This is a genomic window from Ruegeria sp. CL6 (assembly GCF_056536465.1).
Window position 1 is genome coordinate 1 of record NZ_JBQFPR010000013.1, and the last position, 26,627, is coordinate 26,627.

General features: G+C 58.2%; 25 protein-coding genes and 1 pseudogene. 5 read left to right on the plus strand and 21 right to left on the minus strand.

All coding sequences use genetic code 11. The features are described 5' to 3' along the window. The 19 genes and pseudogenes from ACR0LH_RS20780 to ACR0LH_RS20870 form a co-directional block, all read right to left on the minus strand. A pseudogene (locus tag ACR0LH_RS20780) lies at positions 1–698 on the minus strand (hypothetical protein); the annotation flags it as partial. Positions 699–1,195: 497 nt separating this feature from the next. Further along, on the minus strand, positions 1,196–1,609 hold the full coding sequence (locus tag ACR0LH_RS20785) for an HGGxSTG domain-containing protein (protein WP_480722316.1): 414 nt from the start codon (positions 1,607–1,609) through the stop codon (positions 1,196–1,198). 186 nt (positions 1,610–1,795) lie between these two features. Further along, positions 1,796–2,977, minus strand: a complete 1,182-nt coding sequence (locus tag ACR0LH_RS20790) for an AAA family ATPase (RefSeq protein ID WP_480722317.1) — start codon at positions 2,975–2,977, stop codon at positions 1,796–1,798. A gap of 2 nt (positions 2,978–2,979) precedes the next feature. Beyond that, the gene (locus tag ACR0LH_RS20795; RefSeq protein WP_480722319.1) at positions 2,980–3,540 is read right to left on the minus strand and encodes a hypothetical protein; all 561 of its coding nucleotides are present in this window, start codon (positions 3,538–3,540) and stop codon (positions 2,980–2,982) included. A gap of 107 nt (positions 3,541–3,647) precedes the next feature. Further along, positions 3,648–3,830: a helix-turn-helix transcriptional regulator gene (locus tag ACR0LH_RS20800; RefSeq protein WP_480722321.1), complete on the minus strand. Its 183-nt coding sequence runs from the start codon at positions 3,828–3,830 to the stop codon at positions 3,648–3,650. A gap of 74 nt (positions 3,831–3,904) precedes the next feature. Beyond that, positions 3,905–4,672 (minus strand): hypothetical protein, encoded by a 768-nt coding sequence (locus ACR0LH_RS20805; RefSeq protein ID WP_480722322.1) that lies wholly within the window; start codon positions 4,670–4,672, stop codon positions 3,905–3,907. Further along, positions 4,669–5,748: a tyrosine-type recombinase/integrase gene (locus tag ACR0LH_RS20810; protein WP_480722323.1), complete on the minus strand. Its 1,080-nt coding sequence runs from the start codon at positions 5,746–5,748 to the stop codon at positions 4,669–4,671. The genes ACR0LH_RS20805 and ACR0LH_RS20810 overlap by 4 nt, the downstream gene beginning before the upstream one ends. Before the next feature lie 341 nt (positions 5,749–6,089). Then, positions 6,090–7,070, minus strand: coding sequence for a hypothetical protein (locus ACR0LH_RS20815; protein WP_480722324.1), 981 nt, complete (start codon positions 7,068–7,070; stop codon positions 6,090–6,092). A gap of 118 nt (positions 7,071–7,188) precedes the next feature. Further along, on the minus strand, positions 7,189–7,641 hold the full coding sequence (locus ACR0LH_RS20820) for an SRPBCC family protein (protein ID WP_170386819.1): 453 nt from the start codon (positions 7,639–7,641) through the stop codon (positions 7,189–7,191). 106 nt (positions 7,642–7,747) lie between these two features. Further along, positions 7,748–8,551 carry an XdhC family protein gene (locus tag ACR0LH_RS20825; RefSeq protein WP_480722326.1) on the minus strand — a complete coding sequence of 268 codons (804 nt, stop codon included), beginning with the start codon at positions 8,549–8,551 and terminating at the stop codon, positions 7,748–7,750. A gap of 12 nt (positions 8,552–8,563) precedes the next feature. Then, positions 8,564–9,751, minus strand: coding sequence for a vWA domain-containing protein (locus tag ACR0LH_RS20830; protein ID WP_480722327.1), 1,188 nt, complete (start codon positions 9,749–9,751; stop codon positions 8,564–8,566). Further along, a complete protein-coding gene (locus ACR0LH_RS20835) occupies positions 9,751–10,617 on the minus strand; it encodes an AAA family ATPase (protein WP_480722329.1) in 867 nt (288 codons plus the stop codon). The genes ACR0LH_RS20830 and ACR0LH_RS20835 overlap by 1 nt, the downstream gene beginning before the upstream one ends. A 104-nt stretch (positions 10,618–10,721) precedes the next feature. Further along, the gene (locus ACR0LH_RS20840) at positions 10,722–13,139 is read right to left on the minus strand and encodes an aerobic carbon-monoxide dehydrogenase large subunit (protein ID WP_170386827.1); all 2,418 of its coding nucleotides are present in this window, start codon (positions 13,137–13,139) and stop codon (positions 10,722–10,724) included. Further along, entirely contained in the window at positions 13,136–13,630 is a 495-nt protein-coding gene (locus ACR0LH_RS20845) for a (2Fe-2S)-binding protein (RefSeq protein WP_170386829.1), read from the minus strand. Before ACR0LH_RS20845 ends, ACR0LH_RS20840 begins: the two co-directional genes overlap by 4 nt. A 12-nt stretch (positions 13,631–13,642) precedes the next feature. Next, positions 13,643–14,476, minus strand: coding sequence for an FAD binding domain-containing protein (locus ACR0LH_RS20850; RefSeq protein WP_480722331.1), 834 nt, complete (start codon positions 14,474–14,476; stop codon positions 13,643–13,645). 140 nt (positions 14,477–14,616) lie between these two features. Continuing rightward, the gene (locus ACR0LH_RS20855; protein WP_480722332.1) at positions 14,617–15,711 is read right to left on the minus strand and encodes an MHYT domain-containing protein; all 1,095 of its coding nucleotides are present in this window, start codon (positions 15,709–15,711) and stop codon (positions 14,617–14,619) included. A gap of 147 nt (positions 15,712–15,858) precedes the next feature. Continuing rightward, positions 15,859–16,863 (minus strand): ABC transporter substrate-binding protein, encoded by a 1,005-nt coding sequence (locus ACR0LH_RS20860; RefSeq protein WP_480722333.1) that lies wholly within the window; start codon positions 16,861–16,863, stop codon positions 15,859–15,861. Next, positions 16,842–18,209 carry a sensor histidine kinase gene (locus tag ACR0LH_RS20865; protein ID WP_480722335.1) on the minus strand — a complete coding sequence of 456 codons (1,368 nt, stop codon included), beginning with the start codon at positions 18,207–18,209 and terminating at the stop codon, positions 16,842–16,844. The genes ACR0LH_RS20860 and ACR0LH_RS20865 overlap by 22 nt, the downstream gene beginning before the upstream one ends. Then, positions 18,199–18,867 carry a response regulator transcription factor gene (locus ACR0LH_RS20870; protein ID WP_170386842.1) on the minus strand — a complete coding sequence of 223 codons (669 nt, stop codon included), beginning with the start codon at positions 18,865–18,867 and terminating at the stop codon, positions 18,199–18,201. Before ACR0LH_RS20870 ends, ACR0LH_RS20865 begins: the two co-directional genes overlap by 11 nt. A 108-nt stretch (positions 18,868–18,975) precedes the next feature. Here ACR0LH_RS20870 and ACR0LH_RS20875 point away from each other — a divergent pair, with 108 nt between their 5' ends. The 5 genes from ACR0LH_RS20875 to ACR0LH_RS20895 all read left to right on the plus strand — a co-directional run bounded on the left by ACR0LH_RS20875 (position 18,976) and on the right by ACR0LH_RS20895 (position 23,968). Continuing rightward, complete coding sequence (locus tag ACR0LH_RS20875) at positions 18,976–19,959, plus strand: tripartite tricarboxylate transporter substrate-binding protein (RefSeq protein ID WP_170386845.1); 984 nt, start codon at positions 18,976–18,978, stop codon at positions 19,957–19,959. Positions 19,960–20,025: 66 nt separating this feature from the next. Next, a complete protein-coding gene (locus tag ACR0LH_RS20880) occupies positions 20,026–20,508 on the plus strand; it encodes a tripartite tricarboxylate transporter TctB family protein (protein ID WP_480722336.1) in 483 nt (160 codons plus the stop codon). A gap of 1 nt (position 20,509) precedes the next feature. Next, complete coding sequence (locus tag ACR0LH_RS20885) at positions 20,510–22,021, plus strand: tripartite tricarboxylate transporter permease (protein ID WP_170386849.1); 1,512 nt, start codon at positions 20,510–20,512, stop codon at positions 22,019–22,021. Beyond that, positions 22,011–23,198 (plus strand): CaiB/BaiF CoA transferase family protein, encoded by a 1,188-nt coding sequence (locus tag ACR0LH_RS20890; protein WP_480722337.1) that lies wholly within the window; start codon positions 22,011–22,013, stop codon positions 23,196–23,198. The genes ACR0LH_RS20885 and ACR0LH_RS20890 overlap by 11 nt, the downstream gene beginning before the upstream one ends. Next, positions 23,195–23,968 (plus strand): citryl-CoA lyase, encoded by a 774-nt coding sequence (locus ACR0LH_RS20895; RefSeq protein WP_480722338.1) that lies wholly within the window; start codon positions 23,195–23,197, stop codon positions 23,966–23,968. The genes ACR0LH_RS20890 and ACR0LH_RS20895 overlap by 4 nt, the downstream gene beginning before the upstream one ends. A 39-nt stretch (positions 23,969–24,007) precedes the next feature. Here ACR0LH_RS20895 and ACR0LH_RS20900 read toward each other — a convergent pair whose 3' ends face one another. Beyond that, positions 24,008–25,504 carry a heme biosynthesis HemY N-terminal domain-containing protein gene (locus ACR0LH_RS20900; protein WP_170412832.1) on the minus strand — a complete coding sequence of 499 codons (1,497 nt, stop codon included), beginning with the start codon at positions 25,502–25,504 and terminating at the stop codon, positions 24,008–24,010. A 10-nt stretch (positions 25,505–25,514) separates the two neighbouring features. After that, positions 25,515–26,627 (minus strand): COG4223 family protein (locus ACR0LH_RS20905; protein ID WP_480722339.1); only part of this gene is annotated, 1,113 nt, incomplete at its 5' end.

Genomic DNA, 26,627 nt, shown 5'->3' on the forward strand with positions numbered 1-26,627 from the left:
GCGCTTGGAGCCGTTTTATCGTAAATCTCGGCGTACGGCCTGCCTCGCTCCTTGAGTGGCGGATTGTCATAGGCGTGGATCGCGTAGTGAATGACGCCAGGATGTTCTGGTGCCTTTTGATGAAGCGCGTCGAGCGTATCACCCACCTGCGACTTTACTTTGATTCCATCTGCCCCTCGCGGCGCCGTTGCAAGGCGTGCCAGCGCCGCAAACGCCGCGGTGTCCAAGTCGTTTGCATGTTGGTCCGCAGCTGCCACCTGTTTCTCCGCCCACGATTTAAGCTGAGCGCGGTAGTCTTCCTGGCTTGAGGCGTAGAAAGCAACGGCGGCGTCGATCAATGCTTGTTCAACGGCGCTTTCGGAGGACATTGACGCGAGTTTTTCCGCTGCAGCAGAGCCTCTCTCTGTTTCGGCTTCACTGGGAGTGCCCGGCCAAAGAGGGTGAAAGTTCGACATCGCGATGCCCCACTGTGCAATGGCACAAGTTGGATCCGCAAACGCTGCTTCGTTGAACGCTTCTTCGGCTTGAATGTACATCATGTTGTGAATGAGATTTAGACCTTCGTTGAAAGCCTGGTCCGCTTTTGGGTTGCATGTCGTCTGGAAATTAGCCTCCGCTGAGACTGCGGGCACGAAAACAAAAAGCGAGCTAATACAAGCGACAAAAGTATTGCGGGCTTTGGTATGCAAATGCTGCATCTATCGTCTCCACATTAAATATTGTCCGAAATTGTTTGAGCGTATGGCTCGGCGGCATCATACACACAATTGTGCGATATGTCCGAACTGTCATCTGAACGGCGATGCGCTCTGTCCGATCGAATATTTTCTTACGCGGCGTGTCCGCGTTATCCGCTGAGCAGTTGTTCAAGCAAAACAAACGCGCCGCAGCGCAGCTAAGGGCAGCTTTGCCCGCATAGCAGTCGTTCGCTGTGCAGCGCATTAATGACGGCTTCGCGGGCTTAGCTGCCATTGAATACTATCCGTTAAATTTCTGCTCTCAGCTCAGAGCAGTCACCTAACCCGTTCCGTTTAATGTCCGCAAAGCCACGGTTTCCAGTCATTCGGTGAACCCAGTTCAGCGGGTGCAGCGAGGAGAGCCAATGGCGACTTTGCATAGCTGTCGCTGAAGTCTAAGCCCGTTTTTGGCTTCAAAGCCTGGCGGTGGAGCTACTGCGGCGTCGCATCGCATCCGTTCACTTGCTGTCTAGCTCATGATTTACAACAACTCTTCTCTTCTTTTTCGGCCCCGTGCTTAACCCACCATGCAATCGACAGCGCCGTTTGCCAGGAACTACTCGGGCCTGACATTGGCCGCCGTTACGTGTTTTTGCGCCGCACTTCGGACGTTCTGCCTTAGGCAGCGGTTCGCCGCTCTCATTCAAGCCCAGCTCCGCCATCCGTTTGCAGTTTGCGCCGCGACACTGTGAGCAATCCCTCCGATAGTTTGGGTGCTTTTGCGCCTCTGCGGGGCACGGCCGCCAGCGTGACCGAATTTCACGCCAATCTATGGGATCGCTTTGAAAGAGCGAGCGTAACTTAACTTCTAGCTTTGTCGTTCGCCCCATCACAAAACACCAACAATTCTTATCATAGTCGGCAAACCCCATGATGCGCGAAATCGAACATATATGGTCCTCGCAAGGCCCATGCCGAGCATCGCTTCACCTCGCGCAAAGAAGGTGAGACATCTACAGCACGAAATCGCAACTAGAGCGCGCGGTTCCCCCATGCTCAGAGAAAGGAAAATTAAGACCAGTTTGTAGACCACCCTGCGAACGAACCGGTGACGCACTTTACGCGGTTGCCCATTCGCCTACTTCCACTGTCGGAACAGGTTTGCGGATGGGACCGGTTTTCTGCCCCTTCACCAGCGCGCCAGACTTCAACCAAGTCTCGATCATCTTCTTGATGCGCTTGCGGTCCAACATCGCGTCTAGACCCAGCACCTCGGCCACGATCACGCCCGCCCAATCGTCACCCGCTTGGTCCGAATAGCGCCGCCCCTTACCGTCCAGGGCATTTTGGACCGCCAGTAGATCGGTAACAGACATGCCGTCGAAAGTGTCGGGCCATTTCCATGCCTCAGCCACGCCCACGCTGTCGCCGTTGGAAAGGTGCACAGACGCCATGCGCCGCCAGACACGTCCCCCAACCGGGGCAAGGTTTGATTTGTCGCGGGTGACGGCAAAGTAGGTGGACGGGTCGTTTTGAACGCCGGCCTCGGCTTTCATGTTGTCGCCCATCTTGTTGAGCACCCGACCGGAACGCGCCGCCGCCAAAAGCGCGGTTGCGCCGCGCCCGCTTTCGGTCGTTACTTCTTCGCCGTTGGTTTTGCGAGTGTGGTGCACCAGTTCAATTGCGCAGTTGCTCTGATCCGCCAACCGCGCCCACTCCTTTGCCACGATGTCAATTGCACCGTTATCGTTCTCACCAACCTGGTGCGACGAAACAAACGGGTCGATGATCAGAACATCGATCTCGCGTGCCTCAATTTCATGCGCTAGAGCTTCCATTTCCGCTTTGACGATCTGGACGCCTTCACGGGTTTGGATCGCAGTGCTAAGTTCACGTTCCCGACCAGAGTCCACAAACAACCGCCCCGCGATTTCCTGAGAGGTGACTTGGTGATGCTGCGTGGTTGCTATAATACGCCGATCCAATTCGTCGCGCGTGTCTTCAAGGTTGTAGATCCAGACCTTGAGATCTTTGGCGGTCCAGTCACCCAGAAGTTCCCGCCCCGAGACCATTGCGAGCGCCTCACAGAGCGTCAGAGATGATTTCCCGACTCCGCCGGGGGCAACTGTCACTGATACCTGTTTGCGGATCAGATGCTGCCCATAGAGCCAAGGTCGGGGCGGAATGGTGGAGGGGTCGCGCCAGGAAAATTCCGTCGGCAACCAATCCGATCGCCGGCGAGGAAACTCGGCTTGGTGTGCTTTAAGCTGCATAGCCATGTCTGCAAAGTTGTGCGCCATGTTTATTTGCCACCCTGCACGTGTTCGAGGAAAGCCGCCTGCCTAGCCGGATCCATCTGTCCGAAGCTCGCAAGGCAATAGGCATCAAGCTCTTCAGGAAGTGCCATGTCAGCCCAGAACAAGGCCTCGTCCATGTAGTTTAGAAGGGGCGCATTAGGCTGTCCTGCACCATTGTCCAGCACGCCCTCCGCGATCGATTTGGCAGCGTCGTAGCTGAGAGATTTCAGCGCCATATAGGCAAGCGCTTTACGTTGCTGCTGATCCAGTTGTGCCTGTAAGATTAATTCAAGGCCAAGCCACTGGTTTTCGCCATTCAGCCAAAGGGTGTACCCAATTGAACGCGACACCTTTTTAAGGTGCTCAGGAATATGATCAGCGATGCTTACACCCACCTTGTGCGACGGATTGCTGCACTGGCGGTAAACACCAAGTTCTGCACAGCCAGCAAGTGGTACATTTGTGACGTTCGTGGAATCCGAGTCCAACTGCCCATGTTCACAAAGGGGCAGGGAGGAGCGACGCAAACACTTGTCGGTGGTGTCATTCCAGCTTTGTTTGCTCATTTTTTACCTCACCACTGAGGTGCTGGCGAACCTTAAAGTCCAGGATTGGGCTGCGATTGGTTTATCTCAACCCCGCTCCCGGTGGTCGCTCAGCGCCGGGGCTATTGTTACTGGGCTTTTTCGTCGCGAAGGGCACGGACATGTGCGTCCACTTCGTCTTCAGGCCAATAAAGCTTCCCACCGAGTTTCACCGGTTGCGGCAGACGTCCGGCCTGGAGATCGAGATAAATTGCAGAGCGTGACCGCCCGCCTAGCTTTTTGCGCAGTTCTGCGAAGTTGAGGTATTTCATAGTCACCATCCTTTTTGGTTCGGGATGGTGCAACCGTGACCAGAGGAGCCTGTCTTTGGGATTGTGAAAAGAAATCAGAAATTAAAACACAAGGCACTCGCTTGGTTCCAAATATCGCGAGCGGATTGCTCAGTTTGCGTAGTTGCGGGATGCAACGCAGCGATTTTTGCCCAAGAGGCACCAGCTTCACGTGCATCCAATGTACTCAGGTAGCCCAACCATTTTTTTCGATGCTGCCGTTTTACAACCAGTTTTCCTTGAAGCTCTTTCTGGAGCCTAATTACTATCTCCCGAGCTTCTTCCAGCTGACCCTGAAGCGGTTTGTTTAAGTCAAACTTGATCGTCACCTCGTGCGGTTCAAGCCACGTAGAAAACTGTGCGGCTGACAACCCATGAACGACTTCAAGCACTCCTCTAACGCATAGGTGACGGTGTGCGCCATTGATCAAGCGCCTTCGCCTGAGAAGCTGGCTGCGCGGCAAGATTGCTCCAGTAGGTTGTGAGCCGATACGTGGGTTGGGAATGCCGAGATAGTCAAACTTCTCTGAAGCCTCCCGTTTGGAATCCTCTTTCCCGAAGGCACAAAAACCTGCATCGCTTGGATCTAACCCGACATTGCACTCCATTTCTTTCTTGTGCGTATATTGTGCCCACCGATCGAAATATTCACGCAGATCCCGTCTTCGCCGAAAGAACTCCCACCTCCAACGATTTAAAGTCCAGTCTTTGGTTTCGCCATAGGCTGCAGCGTCCCTCCAATCGGAGATGCCCCATTCGCTCAAATTAGAAGAGGGCTGCAAAGTCTTATCCGAAGCGTAGTCGTTGTTGTTCCGCTGCTTCATTGATTGGTCGCCAGCTTTACGACATGACCTGCACCACCTAACAGAAAGTCCGCCCAACGTTCCGCCAGCACAGATCTCTGTTCAAGAAAATCTGTGCGTCTGTAAGCTCGAACGACACCAGAGTCGCTTGTATGTTCCAGCATTGCTTCCGCTACTTCGTGAGATGCGTCGGTGGCTTCTGCGAGCCAGTCGCGAAGGCTACTTCGGAAGCCGTGCGGGCGGGCGTCCAATTTGCGCCGTTCCATCATCCGCGAGAGTGTCATGTCAGAGATCACGCCCTGCCGTGTATTCGGAAAAAGGAAACCATTTCTGGAATGCGGTAGGGCAAGGTCGATAACGCGTTGCGCTTCCTGCGAAAGCGGCACACGGAAATCGCTTGTTGCCCCTTTTCGACCTTTCGTGGCCTCACCGGGTATAATCCAAACGTCACCTTCGATCTGTTCGAGCTTGAGAAACCGCAAAGGTTTTGAACGAAAGCCCGTCAGGATCAGCAACCTCATTGCCAAGTTCGAGAGAGACGGTTCCTCCAGGCTTTCGTAGAAATTGGGAACTTCGCTCCACGGCATTGCAGGGATATGTTTCGGTTGATGACGGGACTTTCCCAATAGTGCCTTGGCTTTCTCTGTCGCCTGAAGGTCAACGTCCAATCCAAGCGCGGCCGCATGGCGAAAGACAATGCTTAGCCGGTTCATTGCCTTTCGCGCTGTGTCGGCTTTTGTGTGCCAGATTGGAGAAAGCGCGTCGCGAATGTCGCGCTGGTCAATATCTGTTATTGGTACCTTTCCAAGCTTGGGCAGTACATGCCCGTTCAGTGGTGAGAGCCAACGCCCAGCTTTTCCATCACCTTTGAGTTCAGCCTTTCGCGCTTCGAATGCATCTGCAGTCAGAACCGCAAGTGAAACATCTTCCCGCCGCGCCGCACGTGCCTCTGCTTCACGCTCCTTGACCGGATCACGGCCTTCCGCAGCAACCGTGCGCCATCGCTGTGCAACACTTCGAGCACCTGCAAGAGAAAGAGTAGGATAGCCACCCAGACCCATTTCACGCCTTCGGCCATGCACAGTCACACGCAGCATCCACTGCGCGCCACCATCTTCACGTTTTATAAACCAAAGCCCAGCGCCATCGCAGTGTTTACCCACCGGTGCTGATTTTACAAAGGAAGCTGAAGTCGGTTTATTGCCCGCATTTATTATCCACCCTGATGTCCACCTTACCCTACTGGATGGCGCCAAACACGGCAAGACAAGCTCGGACAATTTAATAAGCTAAATCATTGTAATATAATGGTAATCCTGACAGGAGCGAACAACCTCAAACAGGTTGCATGTGCCTCTCCTGGGCACCAAATCCTCCGAAATTTGAAGCAACAACTGAAAAAAGCGTTTTTTTGTCTTTTGAATTGGCCTACCAAATCTCAGGACATCGCGGCAAGCTCTGTCAGCTCGGCGTTTCGCTTCGATGCTTGCGCCTTGACCCGCTTCGCGAACTGAACTGGCAAATCAGGACCGCCCTGAGCAGCATAGGCACCTGCCGTGTCATCCCCAATCAACTCAGCATATTTGGTCCAGGTTCGCAAAACGAACACGTCGCGCAGACTGACGAAGGGCTTTGAGTAGGCTTTGGCCTGCGGTTTGGGAAACTTTATGCCCTTGAAGTATTTCTCTTCAATTCCCGCCCAATCTGTCGGCGTTTCAAATTCGGTCTGTTCCGAACTTTCTGAATACTTGAACGCAGGATATTCAAGCCCGTATTCCGAACAGCCGTGAGAGATCTTCAAATGAAGGCCCGTCACACCAAACTCTGCCAGCTTGACCTGAAACGCCGCAAGGCAGGCTTTGGCTTCATCCGCGCTGTTGCAATAGATGTAACCCTTGTACGGGTATTTGACCCCGTCGCGCAGTTCGATCATGCATTTTCTGGTGTTGTCACCCGGAAGATCAAGGTTCAGCAGCAACAGATAGGCCTGGATCATCTTCTCGAATGTTTCGGGCAATATCTGCACCTTATAGCAACCGTGGCACAGCGCCGGGATTACCTTGGTTTCGGCAAAGAACTTCAACCGCGCGTCGCAATAAGGGGTTTCGCCCCGAACCTTCAACACCTGCCCCGAAAACACCTGAGCAACCGGCACTGCGTGCTTGATGCGCGCGGATTTCAGAACATTCAGCCATCCTCCATACGCCTGAGCGCATTTCGACGGGTCCAATAACGTCTGTTGCCAGTCTTTGGGCAGTGCGGATGCAACCTTGGACTGGGCCCGTCCAAAGGCACCGGAAGCGCTCTGCCTGCCATCTGACATATCCAGAAGCGTGACCAAACGGCGGATCGCCTGCAAGTCGCCCGGCCTGACCGCAATCCAGTTTTCCAGTTGTTCCAGCGCCGCGCTGTTCTTCACCGAAGCCTCCCGCCACGAGCATCCCGTCCATAGCTATGGTGATTGCGCCGATTGCGTTTGCCGTCAACTGAATTGAGTCCGAGTTGGCCGGGCACTTGGCCCGACCAGCCCAATTCAGTCAGGAAACAGCCTGTTCCGATACAACCTCACCAAACTTGGTGAAGAACTTGCCCGAGAGCTTCTTGGCCGTGCCAGCAATCAATCGGCTGCCAAGCTGGGCGATCTTGCCGCCAACCTCGACCTTGGCGGTATAGGCCAGCACGGTCTCGGCCCCGTCTTCAGTCAACGTCACTTGGGCCCCGCCCTTGGCAAAGCCAGCGGCGCCCCCTTTGCCTTCGCCGGTCAAAGAAAACCCACCGGGCGCATTCGAGTTGTCCAACGTGACCTGTCCGGCAAACCGAGCTTTGACCGGGCCGATTTTCAGGACCACTTTGGCCTCAAGCTCCTCGGGTGAATGCTGGATCAGCTCCTCGCAGCCGGGAATACACTCCTGCAGAATCTCGGGCGTGTTCAACGCCTTGTATACAACATCCCGAGGGGCCGCGATGCGGATTTCGTCAGACAGTTCCATTCACATTTCCTTTGTTCAACAACATTTCGGGAAAACCAAAAGCGCGGTTTCCGTCGCCTGTTTGGGGGTTTGTTCGATGCGCGTCGGCCACAATGTCCGCACGTGTTTAAGCAAGTTTTTCATCCTCAGACACCTCCCTTGTCTTGTCCGTGTTCCGCCACATGACGATTTCGGCCAGGATCGACAGGGCGATCTCATGCGGATCAATGGCGTGGATATCCAATCCGGCCGGGGATTTCAGTTGACCCGCTCGCGCCGGATCAAGCCCATTTGCCACCAACTTGTCGACCAGTGCGTCCGCCTTGCGGCGACTGGCAACCATGGAAACACGCCGCGCCGGTGTGTTGAGAGCAGCCTCAAGCGCCACGGCGTCACCGCGCCCCTGAGACGCCACGACCACGAAATCCCGGGCCTCAAGCCCCAGATCATTGACCGAATCCGGTTCAAAACCCGTGTGTGTGCCGCCGGTTTCGGTGACACAGACCCGAAACCCGGCAAGCGCTGCGTGATCTGCAAGGGCAGACGCGATTGGCGACCCGCCGAAAATCACCACGCGCGGCGCATGCTGATACGGCTCCACCAACAGATCGACCGTTCCTCCCGAGGGACAGCCGCTTTTGAAAGTCTGCACGCCATCCGGGTCCGTCATGTTCACCACCTTGTCCGAAGGTTTGATGCGGATCATCTGCGGGGCACCGCTGGCCAGCGCATCCTGCGCCGAGGTCCTGACAGCCCGCTGAACGCACGCGCCACCCAAATGGCCCAATATCCGCCCATCCCGTGTGATCGCCGCCTTACCACCCGCCTTGGCCGAGGTCGCATCCGCCGTACGTAAAACCGTCGCCACGCAAAACGCGTCACCTGTCCGGCGAAGCTCATCTATCGTGTCGAATATGTCGAAATTTGCCATTCGGGGCTCCTTTCACAATTTCCGGAACTGCGGTTCAAGCGCTGCAAGCGCCTCAAGCGTATTGGCTGGAAGATGGGCATCCACACACGGCTCGGCCGCCTGCATCGCGGCCGCAATAGGTTTGTAGTTCTCCCATCCTTTCAACGGGTTAAGCCAGACAATCCGTCGCGCCTTGCGCCGGATGCGCGCCAGAAGAGCGCCCAGCGCCTGCGGATCCGAACTGCAATACCCGTCTGACAGGATCAGCACGATCGTCCGACCATTCAGCGCGCGTGCACCATAGCCTGACACGAACCGCTCCAAACTGCCCGAGATATCGGTGCCGCCCCCGAACCCTTCAGCCATCAGCGACAACCGCCCCGCCGCACGCAAGCTATCGTGGTCGCGCAGCGCATCAGTAACGCGCATCAGGCGTGTGTGGAACAAATAGGCGTCTGCTTCCGTGCCGCTGCCGATCAACCCCTTCAGAAATGCCAGGAACACGCGGGAATAGACGGTCATGGACCCGCTGACATCGCATAACGCAACAATCCGCATCGGACGCGGAGGGCGCGTGCGACGGTACAGGTCCATCGGCTCTCCGCCGCGCGCAAGACTGGCCCGCTGTATGCGCCGCAAGTCCAGCGCCGGCCCCTTTGACGCCTGCTTACGCCTGCGCGACCGGCGATCGCGGATAGCGCGAGCGATCGACAATGCAGCCCTTTCTGCCTGATTTAGAGCCTCATCATCCATCAATTCGCGCAGATCCCGGCGCGACAAGTTTGTCGTTCGGGTCGCAACCAGTTTGCCGTCCATCCCCTCAGCGTCTCCCTCGCCCGGATCAGGGGTGGTGGGTTGCTCTGTTCCAGATAGCGCATCGTCACGCGCCTTGTCCTGTTGCCGCCAGATCATCGGCTTGGCCGATTGCACGCGAACATGAGTCGACTTGGCCGACCCTTCCCGCTGTTTCCCGGCGTTGAACCAGTATGAGTCGAACAAGTCATCAAACCGACGCCAGTCATCGGCGTCACCCGCAAGAACGGCGCATAACGCACGCCGGGCCTGCCCTGCATCCGTGGCGTCAATCAAGGACAAAGCGTTCAAGGCGCCCGCGGTTTCCTTCGGTCCGACACGCATCCCATTCATCCTCAGATGCGCGACAAAGCCGGACATGCGATCCGCAAAGCCCAAGGCACGGGAAGGAAATCGCGTGACCTGCATTACGCGACCTTTCCAATCAAACGATCCATCACCTCGGGAGGGGCGGCATCATAGTCAGCCGCGGTTTTCAGCAAGCAGACAAGCGTTGCCTGAACCTCGTCCCGCGCCTTTGCCAAATCGTTCACGCCCAATCCGGCCAAGGCCGCGGACCAGTCCAGCATTTCCGCAATACCGGGCGTCTTCTCAAGGTCTTCTTTACGAAGCGCCTGCACCACACCCACAATCTGCCGCGCCAGTGCGCCCTCGATTTCAGGCATACGCGCCTGCAAAATCGCCAATTCCGTATCGCGTGATGGATAATCCAAAAAGCTGTAAAGACACCGCCGCCGCAGAGCATCCGACAAGTCACGCGTGCCGTTTGCCGTCAGGATCACGATTGGCCGAACCCGCGCCTCAATCGTCCCCAATTCTGGAATCGTGATCTGAAAGTCTGACAGGATTTCCAGAAGATACGCTTCAAATTCCTCATCCGCCCGGTCAATCTCATCAATCAACAAAACCGGAGATTTATCTTCGCGAATAGCCTCTAACAAAGGCCGTTTGAGCAGATATTCATCTGAGAACAACTGCGCTTCGCTGGTTCCTCCCTGCGCTTCACTCGCGCGAATGGCCAACAACTGACGCTGATAATTCCACTCATAAATAGCATGACTGGCATCCAGCCCTTCATAGCACTGCAACCGGATCAAACGCGTGTCCTTCCACGCCGCCATCGCCTTGGCGACCTCAGTCTTGCCGACCCCTGCCGGACCTTCCAGCAACAATGGCCGCCCCAACGCTTGCGCCAAATGCAACGCCATCGCCAACCGATCATCAGCAACATAGCCCTGTGCGGCCAATCCATTCTGCACATCACTCAAAGTCAAAACCAGGATCCACTCTTCATCTGGCTAAAAATATCCCGGGGGAGGTTCGGAGGGGGCTGGCCCCCTCCGTTCGGTCGGACCGGCACCAGCCGGTCCGAACCCCATCACCCATGCATCCCCAGCCCGTTGGCAATCTTCCAGATCCGCCAATGGTCATGCGGCATGTGACTTTGCACCAACCCAAACGGCCGGAACGCATCATGCACCGCGTTCGAGAAACAGGGCACGCCCCCCACGTTCGGGCTTTCACCCACACCCTTCGCGCCAATCGGATGGTGCGGAGACGGCGTGACCGTGTAGTCGGTGATATAGTTCGGCGTCTCCCACGCAGTGGGCAGGAAGAAATCCATCAGCGTGCCGGTCTTCACATTGCCCATATCGTCATAGGCAATCTCTTGCCCCATGGCGATGGCCAGCGCCTCGGTCACGCCGCCGTGGACCTGCCCGTCAATGATCATCGGGTTGATCCGGGTGCCGCAATCGTCCAGCGCATAGAACTTCCGAACCTCCCACTCGCCGGTATCCACGTCGATCTCCATAACGCAGATATAGGCCCCAAACGGATAGGTCATGTTCGGCGGATCGTAATAGCTCACGGCCTCAAGACCCGGCTCCAACCCCGGAATCGCCTGATTGTAGGCGGCAAAGGCGATCTCTTTCATCGTCTTGAACCGCTCGGGCGCGCCCTTGACCGAGAACCGATCCACGTCCCATTCGACATCGTCGTCGTGGACCTCAAGCAAATAGGCCGCGATCATCTGCGCCTTGGCGCGGATTTTGCGCGCGGCCATCGCCGTTGCAGCACCCGCCACAGGCGTGGACCGAGACCCGTATGTCCCCAGACCGTAAGGCGCGGTGTCGGTATCACCTTCCTCCAATGTAATGTCATCGGCAGGCAGGCCGATCTCGCTGGCGATAATCTGGGCAAAAGTCGTGGCATGGCCCTGACCCTGAGAGATCGTCCCCAGCCGCGCTATCGCAGACCCCGTAGGGTGGATGCGGATTTCGCAGCTATCGAACATACCAAGCCCAAGGATATCGCAGTTCTTCACCGGACCAGCGCCAACGATCTCGGTAAAGTGCGTCAGGCCAATGCCCAGCAGTTTGCGGGTTTTGCCAGCCTTGAAGTCCTCGACCCGCTGCGCCTGTTCCGCGCGAAGACCTTCGTAATCGACAGCCTTCAGCGCCTTGTCCCAAGCGGTGTGATAATCGCCCGAGTCATACTCCCAGCCCAGCGCCGACTGGTAGGGGAACTGGTCGGCCTTGATGAAGTTGATCCGGCGCAGCTCGGCCGCGTCCATGTTCAGCTTGATGGCCAAAACCTCGATCATACGCTCGATGAAATAGGCGGCCTCGGTCACGCGGAAGGAACAGCGATAGGCCACCCCGCCCGGAGCCTTGTTGGTATAAACCCCGTCCACGGCCAGATAGGCAGTCGGGATGTCATAGGACCCGGTGCAGATGTTCATGAACCCCGCCGGGAACTTGGTCGGGTCGGCACAGGCGTCAAAGCCACCGTGATCCGCAGTCGTATGGCACCAAAGGCCGGTGATCTTGCCGTCCTTGGTGGCGGCGATTTTGCCCTGCATCCAGTAGTCGCGGGCAAAGGCGGTGGACATCAGGTTCTCCATCCGGTCCTCGACCCACTTCACCGGCTTGCCGGTGACAATCGAAGCCACGACGGAACAGACATAGCCCGCATAAGCCCCAACCTTATTGCCGAACCCGCCACCGATATCGGGGCTGATGACGCGGATATTGTGCTCGGCAATGCCTGAGATCAGCGAAACAACCGTCCGGATCGCGTGCGGAGCCTGAAACGTGCCATACAGCGTCAGTTTGCCGGTCACCTTGTCCATGCTGGCCACTGACCCACAGGTTTCCAGCGGGCAAGGGTGGGTGCGGTGGTAATAGACCATCTCCTCGGCCACGACGTCGGCCTCGGCCAGAATAGCCTCGGTCGCGTCCTTGTCGCCCTGTTCCCAAGTGAAGATGTGGTTGTGATGCTTGCGGGGGCCGTGTGCGCCTTCGGTTTGACCTTCAAGATCTTCGCGCAGGACCACATCGGATTTCAGCGCCTCGAACGGGTCGGTCAGAACGGGCAGTTCTTCATATTCCACCTCGACCAGTTCCACGGCATCCGCCGCGATGTACCGATCTTCGGCCACGATAAAGGCCACTTCCTGCCCTTGGAACAGCACTTTGCCATCGGCCAGCACCATCTGCTTGTCACCCGCCAAGGTCGGCATCCAGTGCAGGCCCAGCGGTGACAGATCCTCGGCAGTCAGAACCGCAATCACGCCGGGCAGCGCAAGCGCGGCCTCTTTATTCACGCTGACAACGCGGGCATGTGCGTAGGGGGAACGCACGAAGTCGCCGAACAGCATCCCGTCCAGCTTTATGTCATCGACATAGTTGCCCTTGCCTTGGGTAAAGCGCACATCCTCGACGCGTTTGCGCGAGCTGCCCATGCCTTTGAGATTGGCGGCGCGTTCTTCGGGGGTCAGTGTCTGGTCGTTCATTCCGCGGCCTCCTTCTGAGCGTTCAGCATGTCAGCCGAGGCCGAGATCGCCTTGACGATGTTCTGATATCCCGTGCATCGGCACAGGTTCCCGGCCATTCCAAAGCGAATTTCTTCTTCGGTCGGGTTCGGGTTTTCCTGCAGCAAACGGTGTGCGCGGGTAATCATGCCCGGCGTGCAGAAACCGCATTGCAGCCCGTGATGTTCGCGGAACATTTCCTGCAACACACCAAGGCTGCCATCGTCATTGGTCAGCCCTTCGACCGTGGTGATATCAGCACCGTTTACCTGCGCCACAAAGGTCGTGCAGGATTTGACGGACTTGCCGTCGATATCCACGGTGCAGGCTCCGCAATGGCTGGTTTCACAGCCGATATGAGGGCCGGTGATTTTCAAGTCTTCCCGCAGGAAGTGGATCAGCAACGTGCGCGGCTCGGCCAGTCCTTCGACCTCGCGCCCGTTCACGGTGAGTTTGACGTGCATTTTTGACATGGTTTCCCCTCCTCAACTCGCGCGGCTTTGCGCGCGGTCGATGGCGCGGCGCAGCATCACGCCCGCCACATGTTTTTTGAATTCGACGGGGCCGCGATTGTCGGCCACAGGCTCGATCGCATCCAGCATCGCGGCAACACATCCGTTCACATCACCATCGGCCAACGCAGCGCTTGCGCCTTCCGACCAGATCGGCGTGTCGGCCAAATTGGTCATCGCGACCGAGGCCGTTCCATTGCCCACCATCACCGCAGCCGCAGCGGTGGCATAATCCCCGATCTTGCGCTTTTGCTTTTCATAAGCCTGTCCAACACCCGCCCCCGGAACCGGGATCGAGATACGGGTCAGAATTTCTTCATCTTCGCGGGCGGTGAAATAGGCGGCCTCATAGAACTCGCGCGCGGCCACGCTGCGTGACCCATCGGGGCCGGACAGCTCAAACGTCGCGTTCAGGCATTGCATCAGCCCCGGCATGTCATTGCCCGGATCGCCATTGGCCACGTTGCCGCCGACAGTCCCGACATAGCGCACCTGCGGATCGGCGATCTGCAACGCCGCCTCGCGGATCAGAGGGATGGTCGCGGCCAGACCGTCATCGGTGATCAACTCGTGCTGCGTGACCATCGCGCCGAGCGTCACGGTATCAGACCCGACAGCGATCCCCTTCAACTCGTCAATAGCCTGAAGATCGACCAGATGGCCCATCTCGGCCATACGCAGCTTCATCATCGGGATCAGGCTGTGCCCGCCCGCGATCACGCGCGCCTCGTCTCCGTGTTCCTGTAAAATGCCGATGGCCGAGGCGATGTCGCCTGGCCGGTGATACTCAAAACCGGCTGGTATCATGTTTTTCCTCCCTGGGTCCGAAGCGATATGCCTTGGGGGACCTGCGGTAAGGAAAGAACGGTCACATCAACCGTTCCAGCCAAGGGGAACGGGGCGCGTAGCTTGTTTCACGAAATGCGAATGAGCTGCACGAGTTGCGACTAAAGGCCCAGCGCGTCGCGAATGTCATTCAGGCGGGATCGGCTGACCGGAACCTTGTTCAAGGCGTCAACACCATCGAAATAACAGGTGCCGTTGTCCTTGTGGCGCTCGAAACTCGAGACATGTTTGGGGTTCACCAGATAGCTGCGATGCGCGCGAAGAAACCCGTTTGGCTTCAGGCGGGTTTCAGCCTCAGTAATGGACCAGGGACAAAACAGCTTTTCGCTGCCCATGTAGAGGACGGTGTAGTGCCCCTCGGCCCGGACAGCGGCGACGCGCTCGGGTTCGGCAAAGAAGGTCTGGCCTTCGCGCTCAAAAGGGACACCCGCCCTCAGTGTCTTGGGCTGGGGTTCGGGGTCCGGTGGTCCGACCTGTGTCATGTCTGCATTGGGCTCGATAAAGGTGACCCCGGTCAGAAGGAACGCACCGCAAATCAGGAACACGGCGACTGTGACGCCCATTGCCAATACCTGATTGTTCAGCGCGGGGCCGGCTCCTCCGGCGGCGTCGCTGGCCACAAAGTCGGTCAGTCCCGTCGCCACGAAATGCATTGTGAACACCGCCAGACCAAAACACGCTGTGCCCAACAGGATGTTGCGCTGTGTGCGATTGTCGTATGCCACCCAAATCGCCAGCACGGACAGTACGACCGAGGCCAACGTCGCAATCGCTACATCCCATCTGGTGTAGACTGGGCGGCACAGTTCCATTCCGGCCATGCCCACATAGTGCATCACGACAATGCCCAGCCCGACGATTACGCCTGCGCCGATGATCGTCTGCATCGTTCTGGGCCGGAAGTGAAGCAATAGCAGCGCCAATCCAACCATCAGGATCGCAACCAAAGCCGAGATCAAGGTGATCAGCGCGTCGTAGTAGAAAAGGATCGGTAGTTGCAGCCCCAGCATGGCGACGAAATGCATCGACCAAATGCCGCCGCCCAGAATGATAGCTGCCAAAGCGACAATGAACTTGCGCCTTTGATCATCCAGCTTGGACGCCCCATGCGTGAGGTATAGACCGGTAAATCCGGCCATCATCGCAACGGCCAAGGATGCCGCCACAAGCCAGGCGTTATGCGAGTAGTCCAGCATTTCGGTTTGCGCGCCCTCCCCGACGCGATGGCGACGTTAGCAAACGGATTTGATTGGGACAATCGGCTGCGGGCTACGAATACCAGGTTGCTGCCCGCGCAGACGCTGAAACCGTCCACGCTCAACATGAACCCGATCGTCGTTCGGTTACTGAATGACCGCATTTTCCCATGCTGACAGGAACTTTTTGCGCTTTAGGTCGTCCAGAAATGTCAACAGCGCCGGATTCAATCCTATTGTCTCTCGGTCGGTCGCACCGCTCTGAGACGTCAGTGGCGGAAGCGAAGACCGGCTGTCCTGCGGCACAGGCTTCTCCGCGACCAAATAGCTGATAAACGCTTCGGCTGCGTCCGGCTTCTGCGTTTCCCTTGAGACCAAGGCCGTTCGCATCATCGTTGTTTGGAAATCTGTCGGCAAAATCACTTCAAGCGCGTCCTTACGCTCGGCGCGAACTGCTGCGTAACTCCCCAGGACGTTATAGGCGACCAGGATTTTTCCGTCTGCCAGGTCATTTATCATTTCCCCCGAACAGCAGTACAGGCGCACATCAAGACCGCCCATGACCTCCATCAGCCGCCAATAGGTTTCCGAGGCGCGCGCGTCCTGCGTTGCGAAAAGATAGCCCAGCCCGGATTCGCGGACATCGTAGGTGCCGACCTTGCCGCGAAACTCCTCCGGTCGCTTGCGCAGCGCTTCGATCAAACTCTGCCGGGTGTGCGGAATTTCCTGACCTTCAAACGCTGCGCGGTTGATGACGATGGCGGCGGGTTCGGTCGTGAAAGCAAACAAACTGTGGTGCCACTGTGTCCAGGGCGGAGTTTCGATGTCGTCCAGCGCCAACGCATAGCCGTCATTCGCCAACTTCAGCTGCAGGTCCATTGCGCTGGATACCACAACGTCGAAATCACCCGGTGCTGCGCGAACGCGACGGTCGATATCCGCCGTTCCCGAAACAAGGTATTCAACACTTATCGAGGGGTTCCGAGCGACAAAGCCTTCTATCAAAGGCGCAAACAGAACCGTGTCCGTGCTTGAGATTACTCGAAGGCGCGCGCCCTCTGCGCCCTCGTTGAAAATCAACTGGTCTTCCCAATCCTGCGCCCACACCCAGCAGGGACACAAAAGCAGAGCTAAAGCGATAAGATAACGCATGCGCCCCCCGTAGGCTTGTTCGTCAAAACCAAGGTTCCGCCATGGGCCGTCGCCACGTCCTGAGCGATGGTCAACCCCAGACCTGACCCAATTGTTCCGGCCGCGTTTTTGCCGCGCTCGAACCTGCGGGTCAGTTGTTCGATCTCTTCGGCTGGAAAACCCGGACCCGAGTCGCTGACTTTGACCTCGACTTCTGGTGTGGCGGTAACCTCGATCTCGACGATGCTGTCAGCGGGCGCGTATTTCAGCGCATTGTCGATCATGTTGCGCACTGCGTTCTGTATCAGGATAGGGTCACCGGAATAGGGAACTGTGGGATCGCCTCTCAAGGAAAGCGAAAGCTCTTTCATTTCGGCAATCGGCGTCAACCGCTGCACAAGTTCGCGGATCAGTTCGACCAGATCGACATCTTCCCTCTCAAGATGATCGGCGCGAAACGTGATCATGGCGTGATCCAATAACTGTCCAGCCGCGCGCGAACTTTCGTCGATCGCGCGGACCATCGCACGAAGCGCCTCTCGATTTTCTTTCTTTTCGACCCTGTGCAGCGTTGCCTCGGCATAAGACCGCACAGTCGCCAGCGGCGTGCGGACGCGATGGGCGGCTTCGGCGATGAAATCTTCGGATTGGCTGAGGGATTGATCCAAACGCCCCATCAGAGAGTTCAGGGACAAAACCAGAGGCGCCATTTCCCGAGGCACCGGCTTTTTGAAAGGGCTCAGGTCCTGCGGCCCACGCCGCGTGACCGAGGTCGTCAGTTTGTTGAGCTGCCCGATGGTGGTTGACGTGATCCAGAAAGACAGCGCCGCAGTCAGAAGAAAAAACCCAAAACCCAGAAATGCGGCATTGCGCGAAATCTGGTCCAGAGTTTGCGAAAGCGCGTCCTGCGTCTGGCCCAGCACGACCGCAATTTCCGTCTGCCGTCCCAACCCGACAAGCGTTCGACTTGCGCTGACCTGCCGAATGCGTTCCCCACGCAGATCGCCGGATGTGAAGGACCAGTCACTTTGTTCGGACGCCCCTGCCAGAAGAAGGTCTTCGTATCCCGACAAAAACGCACCGTCCTGATAAATGGCGTAAAACACCCGGTCGTCTGACGGGGTGGTCAGCATCGAGAACGCGGCATAGGGAATATCCACTTCCAGCACCCCGTCCCTCAGCGCGGCGGCATCAAGAATGGACGTCACGGATGCCTCAAGGATGTTGTCCTGTCCCTGCTGTGCCACCTGAGCCGCATAGTTCCGAACTGCAAAGAACAACAAGATAGCCAGAACCGCCGCACCGCCAATCAAGGCCAGCACAAGCCTGTTTCGCAGTGACCCTGAAACGGTGGGATTAGTGGTCATGGTCCAACCTGTACCCCAGACCGCGCAGCGTGGTTATCTTCAGGTCCGAAGGCTCGAGATGCCTGCGCAGTCGGCCGACATATACCTCGATCGCGTTGTCCGACACGCTGTCGTCGTAAGAGAACAACCTGTCGGCCAGCTTCTGTTTCGAGAACACGTGACCCGGCGCGTTGATGAACAACTCCATCATGCGCAGTTCCCGATTTCGCAGCGACAGGGTTTCCCCGGCCACGGTCAAATGACCGGCCACCGGATCAAACACGACACCGCCGATCTCGATCGTGGATTTCGCGCTGCCGGATTTTCGCCGCAGGACCGCGCGGCAGCGGGCCTCAAGCTCGGCATGATCAAACGGCTTGGTCACGTAGTCATCCGCCCCCAGATCAAGCGAACCGATTCGATCCGAAACCTGACTGCGCGCGGTCAAAACGATCACCGGCGTGTCCAAACGGCTGGCCCGGTGCCGTTTCAGAAAGTCTCGGCCATCCCCATCCGGCAGCATGATATCCAGTAGGATCAGGTCATATTCTTCGGTTTCGACAAAGGCGGTTGCGTCTTCCAAATTCGCTGCATGATCAATGACATGGCCGTCCAGCCGCATGCGCGAACTGATCGCAGTTGCGAGGTCCATGTTGTCTTCGACAAGCAGAAATTTCATCAGGCTCAACCAGTATTTTGCCGCGTGACAGGTTGATGTCAGGTTGGTGTGTTTTTGTTCCGTCCAATCTGAGCCGCCATGCGGCCGGTTGTCAAACGGGAGGAAACCATGACGACATTCAAACTGGGCCGTCGCGCCCTAATCGCAGCTGTGGCCGCATTCGGCTTGGCCGGACCTTCGCTGGCCGACGGCCATCAGGTCGTTGACAGCATCCACTTTCTGATTCCCGGCGGCGCTGGCGGCGGCTGGGACGGCACGGCCCGCGGCACGGGCGAAGCGCTGACCAATGCCGGTCTCGTCGGAACCGCGTCCTACGAAAACATGTCCGGTGGTGGCGGCGGCAAGGCCATCGGCTTTCTGATCGAAAACGCCGACAGCAACCACGGCACGCTGATGGTGAACTCGACCCCCATCGTGATCCGCTCGCTGACTGGCGTGTTCCCGCATAACTTCCGCGACCTGACTCTGGTGTCGGGCACGATCGGCGATTATGCGGCGATTGTTGTGGGCAAGGACAGCCCCATCAACTCGATGGAGGATCTGCTGGCTGCCTTTGACGCTGACCCCGCGGGTACGGCGATCGGCGGTGGCTCGGTTCCGGGTGGAATGGACCATCTGGTTGCGGCCATGGTGATGGAAGCGGCGGGCAAGGACGCTCTGGCCGTGAAGTACATCCCCTATGACGCAGGCGGCAAAGCCATGGCAGCCCTGCTGTCCGGTGAGATCGCTGCGCTGTCCACCGGTTTCTCGGAAGCCGTCGATCTGGCAAATGCGGGGGAGGTCAAGATCATTGGCGTAACCGCGGAAGAACGCGTTGACGCCGCACCTGACGCGATGACCATGATGGAGCAGGGCATCGACACCACCTTCGTCAACTGGCGCGGTTTCTTCGCAGCCCCCGGCCTGCCCGAAGACAAGCTGGCCGCCTATCAGGATGCCATTGCCAAGATGTATGACACTCCGGAATGGGAAGAAGTTCGGGCGCGCAACGGTTGGGTGAACATCCACAACTCGGGCGCTGACTTCCAGACGTTCCTCGAGCAGCAGGAACAGCAGATCGGTGATCTGATGAAGAAGCTGGGCTTTCTCTAACTGACAATTGGCAGAGCGGTCCGCCGCTCTGCCTTCCCCAAAGACAACAAAAAAGGAGGGGGCATCATGGCATTGGATCGCTGGATCGCGCTCGTTCTGCTGGGTGTTTGTTTAACATATGGCTACGCCGCCTGGTTCACGATGGACAGTAGCCTTCCCCCTTTCATGCAACGAAATCCCATCTGGCCAAGCACCTTCCCAAAAGTGCTGTCCATTCTGGGAATCATCACCACAACGATCATCCTGCTGGGCTTTGAAAAGTCCGAGGTGAAAGAGGCCGATATCGACTACCGGCGTCTGGGCGACTACCACTTGGATCAAGCGCTGATGCTGCTGGCCTTGATGGTGATGTACGCCCTGTGTCTGCGTCCTGTCGGTTTCCTGATTTCCACTTCGGCCTTCCTGATCCTTGGCTCGTTCATTCTGGGCGAGCGCAAGTGGCATATCATGCTGCCCGTTGCCTTCATCGCAACCGGGGCGGTCTGGTATCTGGTTCAGGAAGTTCTTGGCATCTACATGCGCCCGCTGCCGGGCATTTTCGGAGGCTGACATGCTTGAAGGACTTCTGATCGGCCTACAAACGGCATTCTCAATCCAAAACCTTCTGATGGTCATCGCGGGATGTCTGATCGGCACGTTCATCGGGATGTTGCCCGGTCTCGGGCCGATGTCGATCATCGCCATCATGATCCCGGTTGCGATCTCGATGGGCGACCCGTCCGCCGCGCTGATCCTGCTGGCCGGGGTATACTATGGCGCGATCTTTGGCGGCTCGACATCCTCGATCCTGCTGAACGCGCCGGGGGTCGCGGGCACCGTGGCCTCAAGTTTCGACGGCTACCCCATGGCGCGACAAGGCAAAGCGGGCAAGGCACTGACAATCGCCGCGATCGCCAGTTTTGCCGGCGGCACGCTGGGTGCTGTGCTGCTGATGGTGTTTGCCCCTGCCCTGTCATCAGTGGCGCTGTTGTTCCATTCGGCCGAGTATTTTGCCCTGATGGTTGTCGGTCTGTCCGCCATCGCCGCATTTGCCGGCAGCGGACAGGTCGCCAAGGCCGTCATCATGACCGTCCTCGGACTGATCATGGCAACCGTTGGCGAAGGCGCGCTGTTCAACCTGCCCCGTTTCACCATGGGGATCATGGACCTGCAATCCGGCTTTGGGTTCATCACGCTGGCCATGGCCATGTTCGCCCTGCCCGAGGCGTTGTTTCTGGTCCTGAAACCAAAGGACCTGAAAGGCGACGATGGTGAGATTAAGGACCTGCGCATCACCCGGGCAGAAGCCAAGGCCATCGCGCCTGTCGTGGGTCGCCAATCCGTGCAGGGTTTCTTTATCGGTGTTCTTCCCGGCGCGGGCGCGACGATCGCCAGCTTCCTTGGATATGCCGTCGAGCGCAACATCGCCCCGAAAGAGGAACAGGAAGAATTCGGCAAAGGCTCGATCAAGGGTCTGGCAGCCCCGGAAACGGCGAACAACGCCGCCTGTACCGGGTCTTTCGTTCCGCTGCTAACGCTGGGCATTCCCGGTTCGGGTACAACGGCGATCCTGTTGGGTGCGCTGATTGCCCTGAACGTGACACCCGGTCCGCGCCTGATGCTGGACGAGCCACAGATATTCTGGGCGGTGATCATGTCGATGTTCATCGGCAACCTTGTCCTGCTGATCCTGAACCTGCCGCTGATCCCCTACATCGCCAAGGTGCTGTCGGTTCCACGCAATTACCTGATCCCGTTCATTTTGTTCTTTACCCTGATGGGAGCCTATATCGGCCAGAACAATGCGACCGAGCTGTTGATCCTTGTCGGTTTCGGCGTCTGCGCCACGGCTTTGAAGTTTGCCGATTATCCGCTGGCCCCGCTTCTGATCGGGTTCATCCTTGGCGGTATGATGGAGGACAACTTTGCACGGTCCATGCAGCTCTATGATGGGATCGCGTTTATCTGGGAACGTCCCATGACGCTGGGTCTGCTGGTGATCGCCGCGCTGCTGGTGCTGCTGCCCAGCTATCGCGCACGCCGCGCACGGGCGCGGGCTGCCGGTATCGCCGATGGCGACTGAGCCTCTGGCCGGGATACGGGTTCTTGACCTGACGAATGTTCTGGCAGGCCCGTATTGCTGCTATCAGCTTGCCCTGATGGGGGCCGAAGTGATCAAGGTCGAACGTCCCGAGGGCGGCGACCTTGCTCGGGTGTTGGGGGCTGACCCGGATCGCAACAGGGCCGGGATGGGCATCAGCTTTCTTGCCCAGAACGCGGACAAGAAATCCGTCACGCTGGATATGAAATCCGCCAAGGGTAAAGCCTTGCTGAAGAAGCTGGTGCAAACCGCCGATGTGCTGGTCGAAAACTTCCGGCCCGGCGTGATGGATCGCCTTGGTCTTGGCTATGACGTGCTGCGCGGTGAAAACGCCAACCTGATCTATTGCGCGATCAGCGGTTTTGGGCAGGACGGCCCTCGCAAAAAAGATCCGGCCTACGACCAGATCGTTCAGGGCATCAGCGGCGTCATGTCGATCACCGGAGCGGCCGATACAGCGCCTTATCGCGTCGGATACCCACTGGCCGATACTGTCGGAGGGCTGACGGCTGCCTTCGCAATCAGTGCCGCCCTGAACGCCCAGCCGCGCGGCGCGTTTCTGGATATCGCAATGTCCGAGGCGGTGATTTCGACCATGGGCTGGGTGGTGTCGAACTACCTGATCGGGGGCGTCGCACCGGGGGCGCATGGGAACGAAAACACTACGTCCGCGCCGTCGGGAACCTTTGCCACTGCGGATAACCCGATCAACATCGCAGCCAACCGCGACGAGCAATGGCAGGCGCTTGCCCGACACCTTGGGCGGGACGATTTGCTGGACAATCCTGACTATGCCACACGCGAAGATCGCAAAAGGAACCGCCACGCCCTCAGGGACGATCTGGAAGCCACCCTGCGCACCCGACCCGCCCGGGAATGGGTTGGTGAGCTGAACGCGATTGGCGTTCCGACCGGACAGGTGATGACCGTGCCCGAGGCGCTGGCTGACGAACAGCTTGTGGGCCGCGGGTTGATTGGATCTCTGCCGGTTCAGAGCAAAGAGCTGAAACTGACCGGCAGCCCGGTCGTGATGGATGGCCAACGCAGAATGCCCCGAACCGCCCCGCCGGATTTGGGCGCGGATAATGCGGCGATCTGGTCCGAGCTTGGCCTGACCCGTGACGAAATCAACGCGCTGGTGAAGGAGGGTGTCATATGAGCGACGTCGCCGACTGGTGGTCAACATCCATCATCGACATGGAACCCGGTCGAATAGACCTGCGGGGCACACCTATTCAGGACTTAATCGGCACCGTTGGTTTTGCAGAAATGATCTGGTTCATGGTGCGCGGTGACAGGCCATCCCCCGCGCAGTTGAAATTGTTCGAGGCCGCCTTGGTTGCAGCCGTAGATCACGGACCGCAAGCCCCTTCGATCGCTACCGCACGCATGGCGGTGACATGCGGGCTGCCGCTCAACAATGCCATAGCCAGCGCGGTGAATATGCTGGGCGACATCCACGGCGGCGCTGGGGAACAAGCCGTGACTCTGTATCAGTTCGTCAACGCACACCCATCCGCCGTTGGCCCCGCATTGGATGACTGGATCGCCGCGCAGGGAAAAATTCTGCCCGGGTTCGGTCACCGCTTTCACACCCCAACCGATCCGCGCGCCCCACGTTTGATGAGCCTTGTGGACGACGCGGTTGAGGCAGGCGCTTGTGACGGGCGCTACAAGTCCGTTGCGAATGACATCGAAGGGGAACTGGCCCGACGCAAAGGCAAACCCGTTCCGATGAATATCGACGGTGCCACAGCAGTGATCTATGCCGAGCTTGGTTTTGACGCACCGCTGGCGCGCGGCCTGTTTTGCCTGTCCCGCTCAGTCGGCATTCTGGCCCATGCGTGGGAACAAACTCAGCAGGGTGGCCGAAACAAAGGGCCAACCCCGCCAAAGTATCGCTGGACGTATCTGCCCAGCGACACATGAACGGTGTTACGGTTCTAAAGAGTCGGTTGAACCGCGTCCTCAGACCTTTTCTTCGATCGCAGGCTCGACATCGGGACGCACGGGTTCGGCCTCCATTTCGATCACGTCAGGCGTACCCTCTTCTTCCGGTTCGTCAACCTCCGGCTCGGGTTTGTCCTCAAGCGCACCGACGATCAGCGGCAACATGTGAACCCCGGTGGCCGAGGCGATCTCGGGCGTTTGCGGGGTTTGCCAGCTCAGCGTGTCAAAGCTGCCGCAATTCTGACAGACCGGAGCCCACTCGGGCTGAATGTCATGGCAGTTGTCACAGACCCATTGCGGGCCGCGTGGCGCGTTCAGAGCTTTGGCCAGCCACCCCTGCACGACCGCGTCCGACGCGCCCTCGCCGCGTTCGATTGCTGCCATCAGAGTATAAGCCCGCGCATCTGCCTGCTTTTCGACGACATCGCCCAGCGCACGCCGGGCTTCGGGAAAGTCTTCGGCCACGATGTTCAGCTCGGCCAGAATCAGGCGGGTTTCCATGTCCTGCGGATGCACGCGTGTCAGCGCGGTAAAGCGATTGATGCGTTCTTCCGGAGTTTCATTCGGCGCGATCTCGGCAAAGGCATGGGCCAGATCGGGGTGGGGCTGAACCTCCCACGCTTTCTTGAGGATCTTGGTTGCCGAACGCGGCTTGCCTTTTTCGATATAAGCACGCGCGGCCATTGCGGCCGCTGGCACCAGATCAGGGGAAAGGCGATTGGCTTCAATCGCGTGTTCGCGTTGTTCGACCGTTGCGGATTCGTCCAGAATCCCTTTGGCCTCGGACAGGGCCAGCACCGCATCGCGGCGCTTGAATACATCGCGCGGCAAATGGCCGGCCTTCAGCTTGGCGGTCAGGGTTGATCGGGCTCCGGCCCAGTCCTGCGACTTGGTTTGCAGTCCCAACAGAATATCCTGCGTTTCCTGGTGCCGTGGCTTGATCGCCAGCGCCTTTTCCGCAAGCTTGCGGGCGGTGTCATCATCGCCTTCGGCCAGCTTCTGTTTCAGGATACCGCGCACACCCACAAAGCGGGTGGCGTTATTTGTGACCAGCTTGCGATACGTCTCGGACGCTTTCTTGGTGTCGCCATTCATTTCGGCGGCCTGCGCAACCAACAGGTTCGTCAGTTCAGGTTTGTTCAATAGCTTTTCAGCCTTGGTCGCCTTGTTCATGGCAACGCGACCTTCACCCGAGGCCAGCGCCATCAACCCGTCGGCCAATGCCTGATACCCGCGCTGTTCCCGACTGCGGTCGAAATACCGCGACAACGCGGTTTCGTCACCGTTGAGGAATTTCAGCGTGGCGATCAGCAGAGTCAGCAGCTTGAAGAACAGCCAGATCGCAACGACCATCACGCCCAGCGCAATAACCGACTGCAACGGCCCCAGCGTGTATTCCATCCCACCTGCGGTGATCTGCACGCCACCGCTGGTCTCCATCAGGAACCCAGCGCCCACGGCCAGCAAGCCGACAATCGCAACGAAAACAAGGATTTTTAAAAGTGACCACAGCATGGCAGGTCCTTCAGTTCGAGTTTGCGCCAGAGGACAGCGCATCTGCGGCATCAACCGCGGAAACCCGCGTTTGTGCCGCTTGTTCCCAATCAGCCATCGCAGGCTTTGCCGCTTCGGGCAGGGACTTGAGTTCATTCAGCGCGCCGGACACGTCGCCATCGGCTAGAGCAGCCTGCGCGCGGGACAGGATTGCGTCCGGGCCATCGCCATCCTGCGGCGTAACAGAACGCGCACCGGTCTGACGTTGAAAGAACGCGACCAAACCCGTGCCCTTGTCCGCCTCGCGCGCATCCGCAAGGGCCGCACGCGCCGAGGGTTCATACGTCTCGCGCAGCGAAGCCACCGTTGCAACGCCCTTGTCCGCAGGTGCAGACAATTCACCCGGAACGGCAACCCCTCCGGTCGATAGTTCAGCGACAAGGTCGGCATAGCTCTGACCGGTGTCCAATCGGCTACGCAGTTTCGTAAGAATTGCTGCATTGGTCGCAGCCAGCGCATCAGCCGAGGCTTTGGCCTCAAGCGCCTGAGCATCAGCCACCATCTTTTCAACCTCGGCGCGCTGGGCGGCCAGCGAGTCCTGCAGCTTTTTCAACTCCGCTTCAAATGCAGCAGTGGCTTCGGGTGACGCGCCCTGGGTCAAGGCTCCACCCTCAAGCTCGGCAAGCCGCGACGACAAAGGGGCGACCGTGTCAGCCAACCCAGCCAAGCTGGACTTTACAGCCTCAAGATCAGCAGAGAGCGGCGTAACCTGAGCGGCCAGCGCATCCACTTTCGAGGACAGCCCCGCGCCATCAGCCAAAGATTTGGCCAACACGTCGATCTGGTTCGCCTGATCCGTCAGTTTAGCGTCCAGCGTTGCAATCGCATCCGCATCGCCAGAGGTTAGCATGCCGCTGTTGCCAACCGCAAAACCGATTGCCGCGGCAATTGCACCACCCAGCAACGCGGGCAAAAAACCACTGCGTTTCTTGGTACTGCGCTCAGTAATTTTTTCCTTGAATCGTTCAAGGTTGGCTTCGGCTTCGGCTTCGGCTTCGGCTTCGGCTTCGGCTTCGGCTTCGGCTTCGGCTTCGGCTTCGGCTTCGGCTTCGGCTTCGGCTTCGGCTTCGGCTTCGGCTTCGGC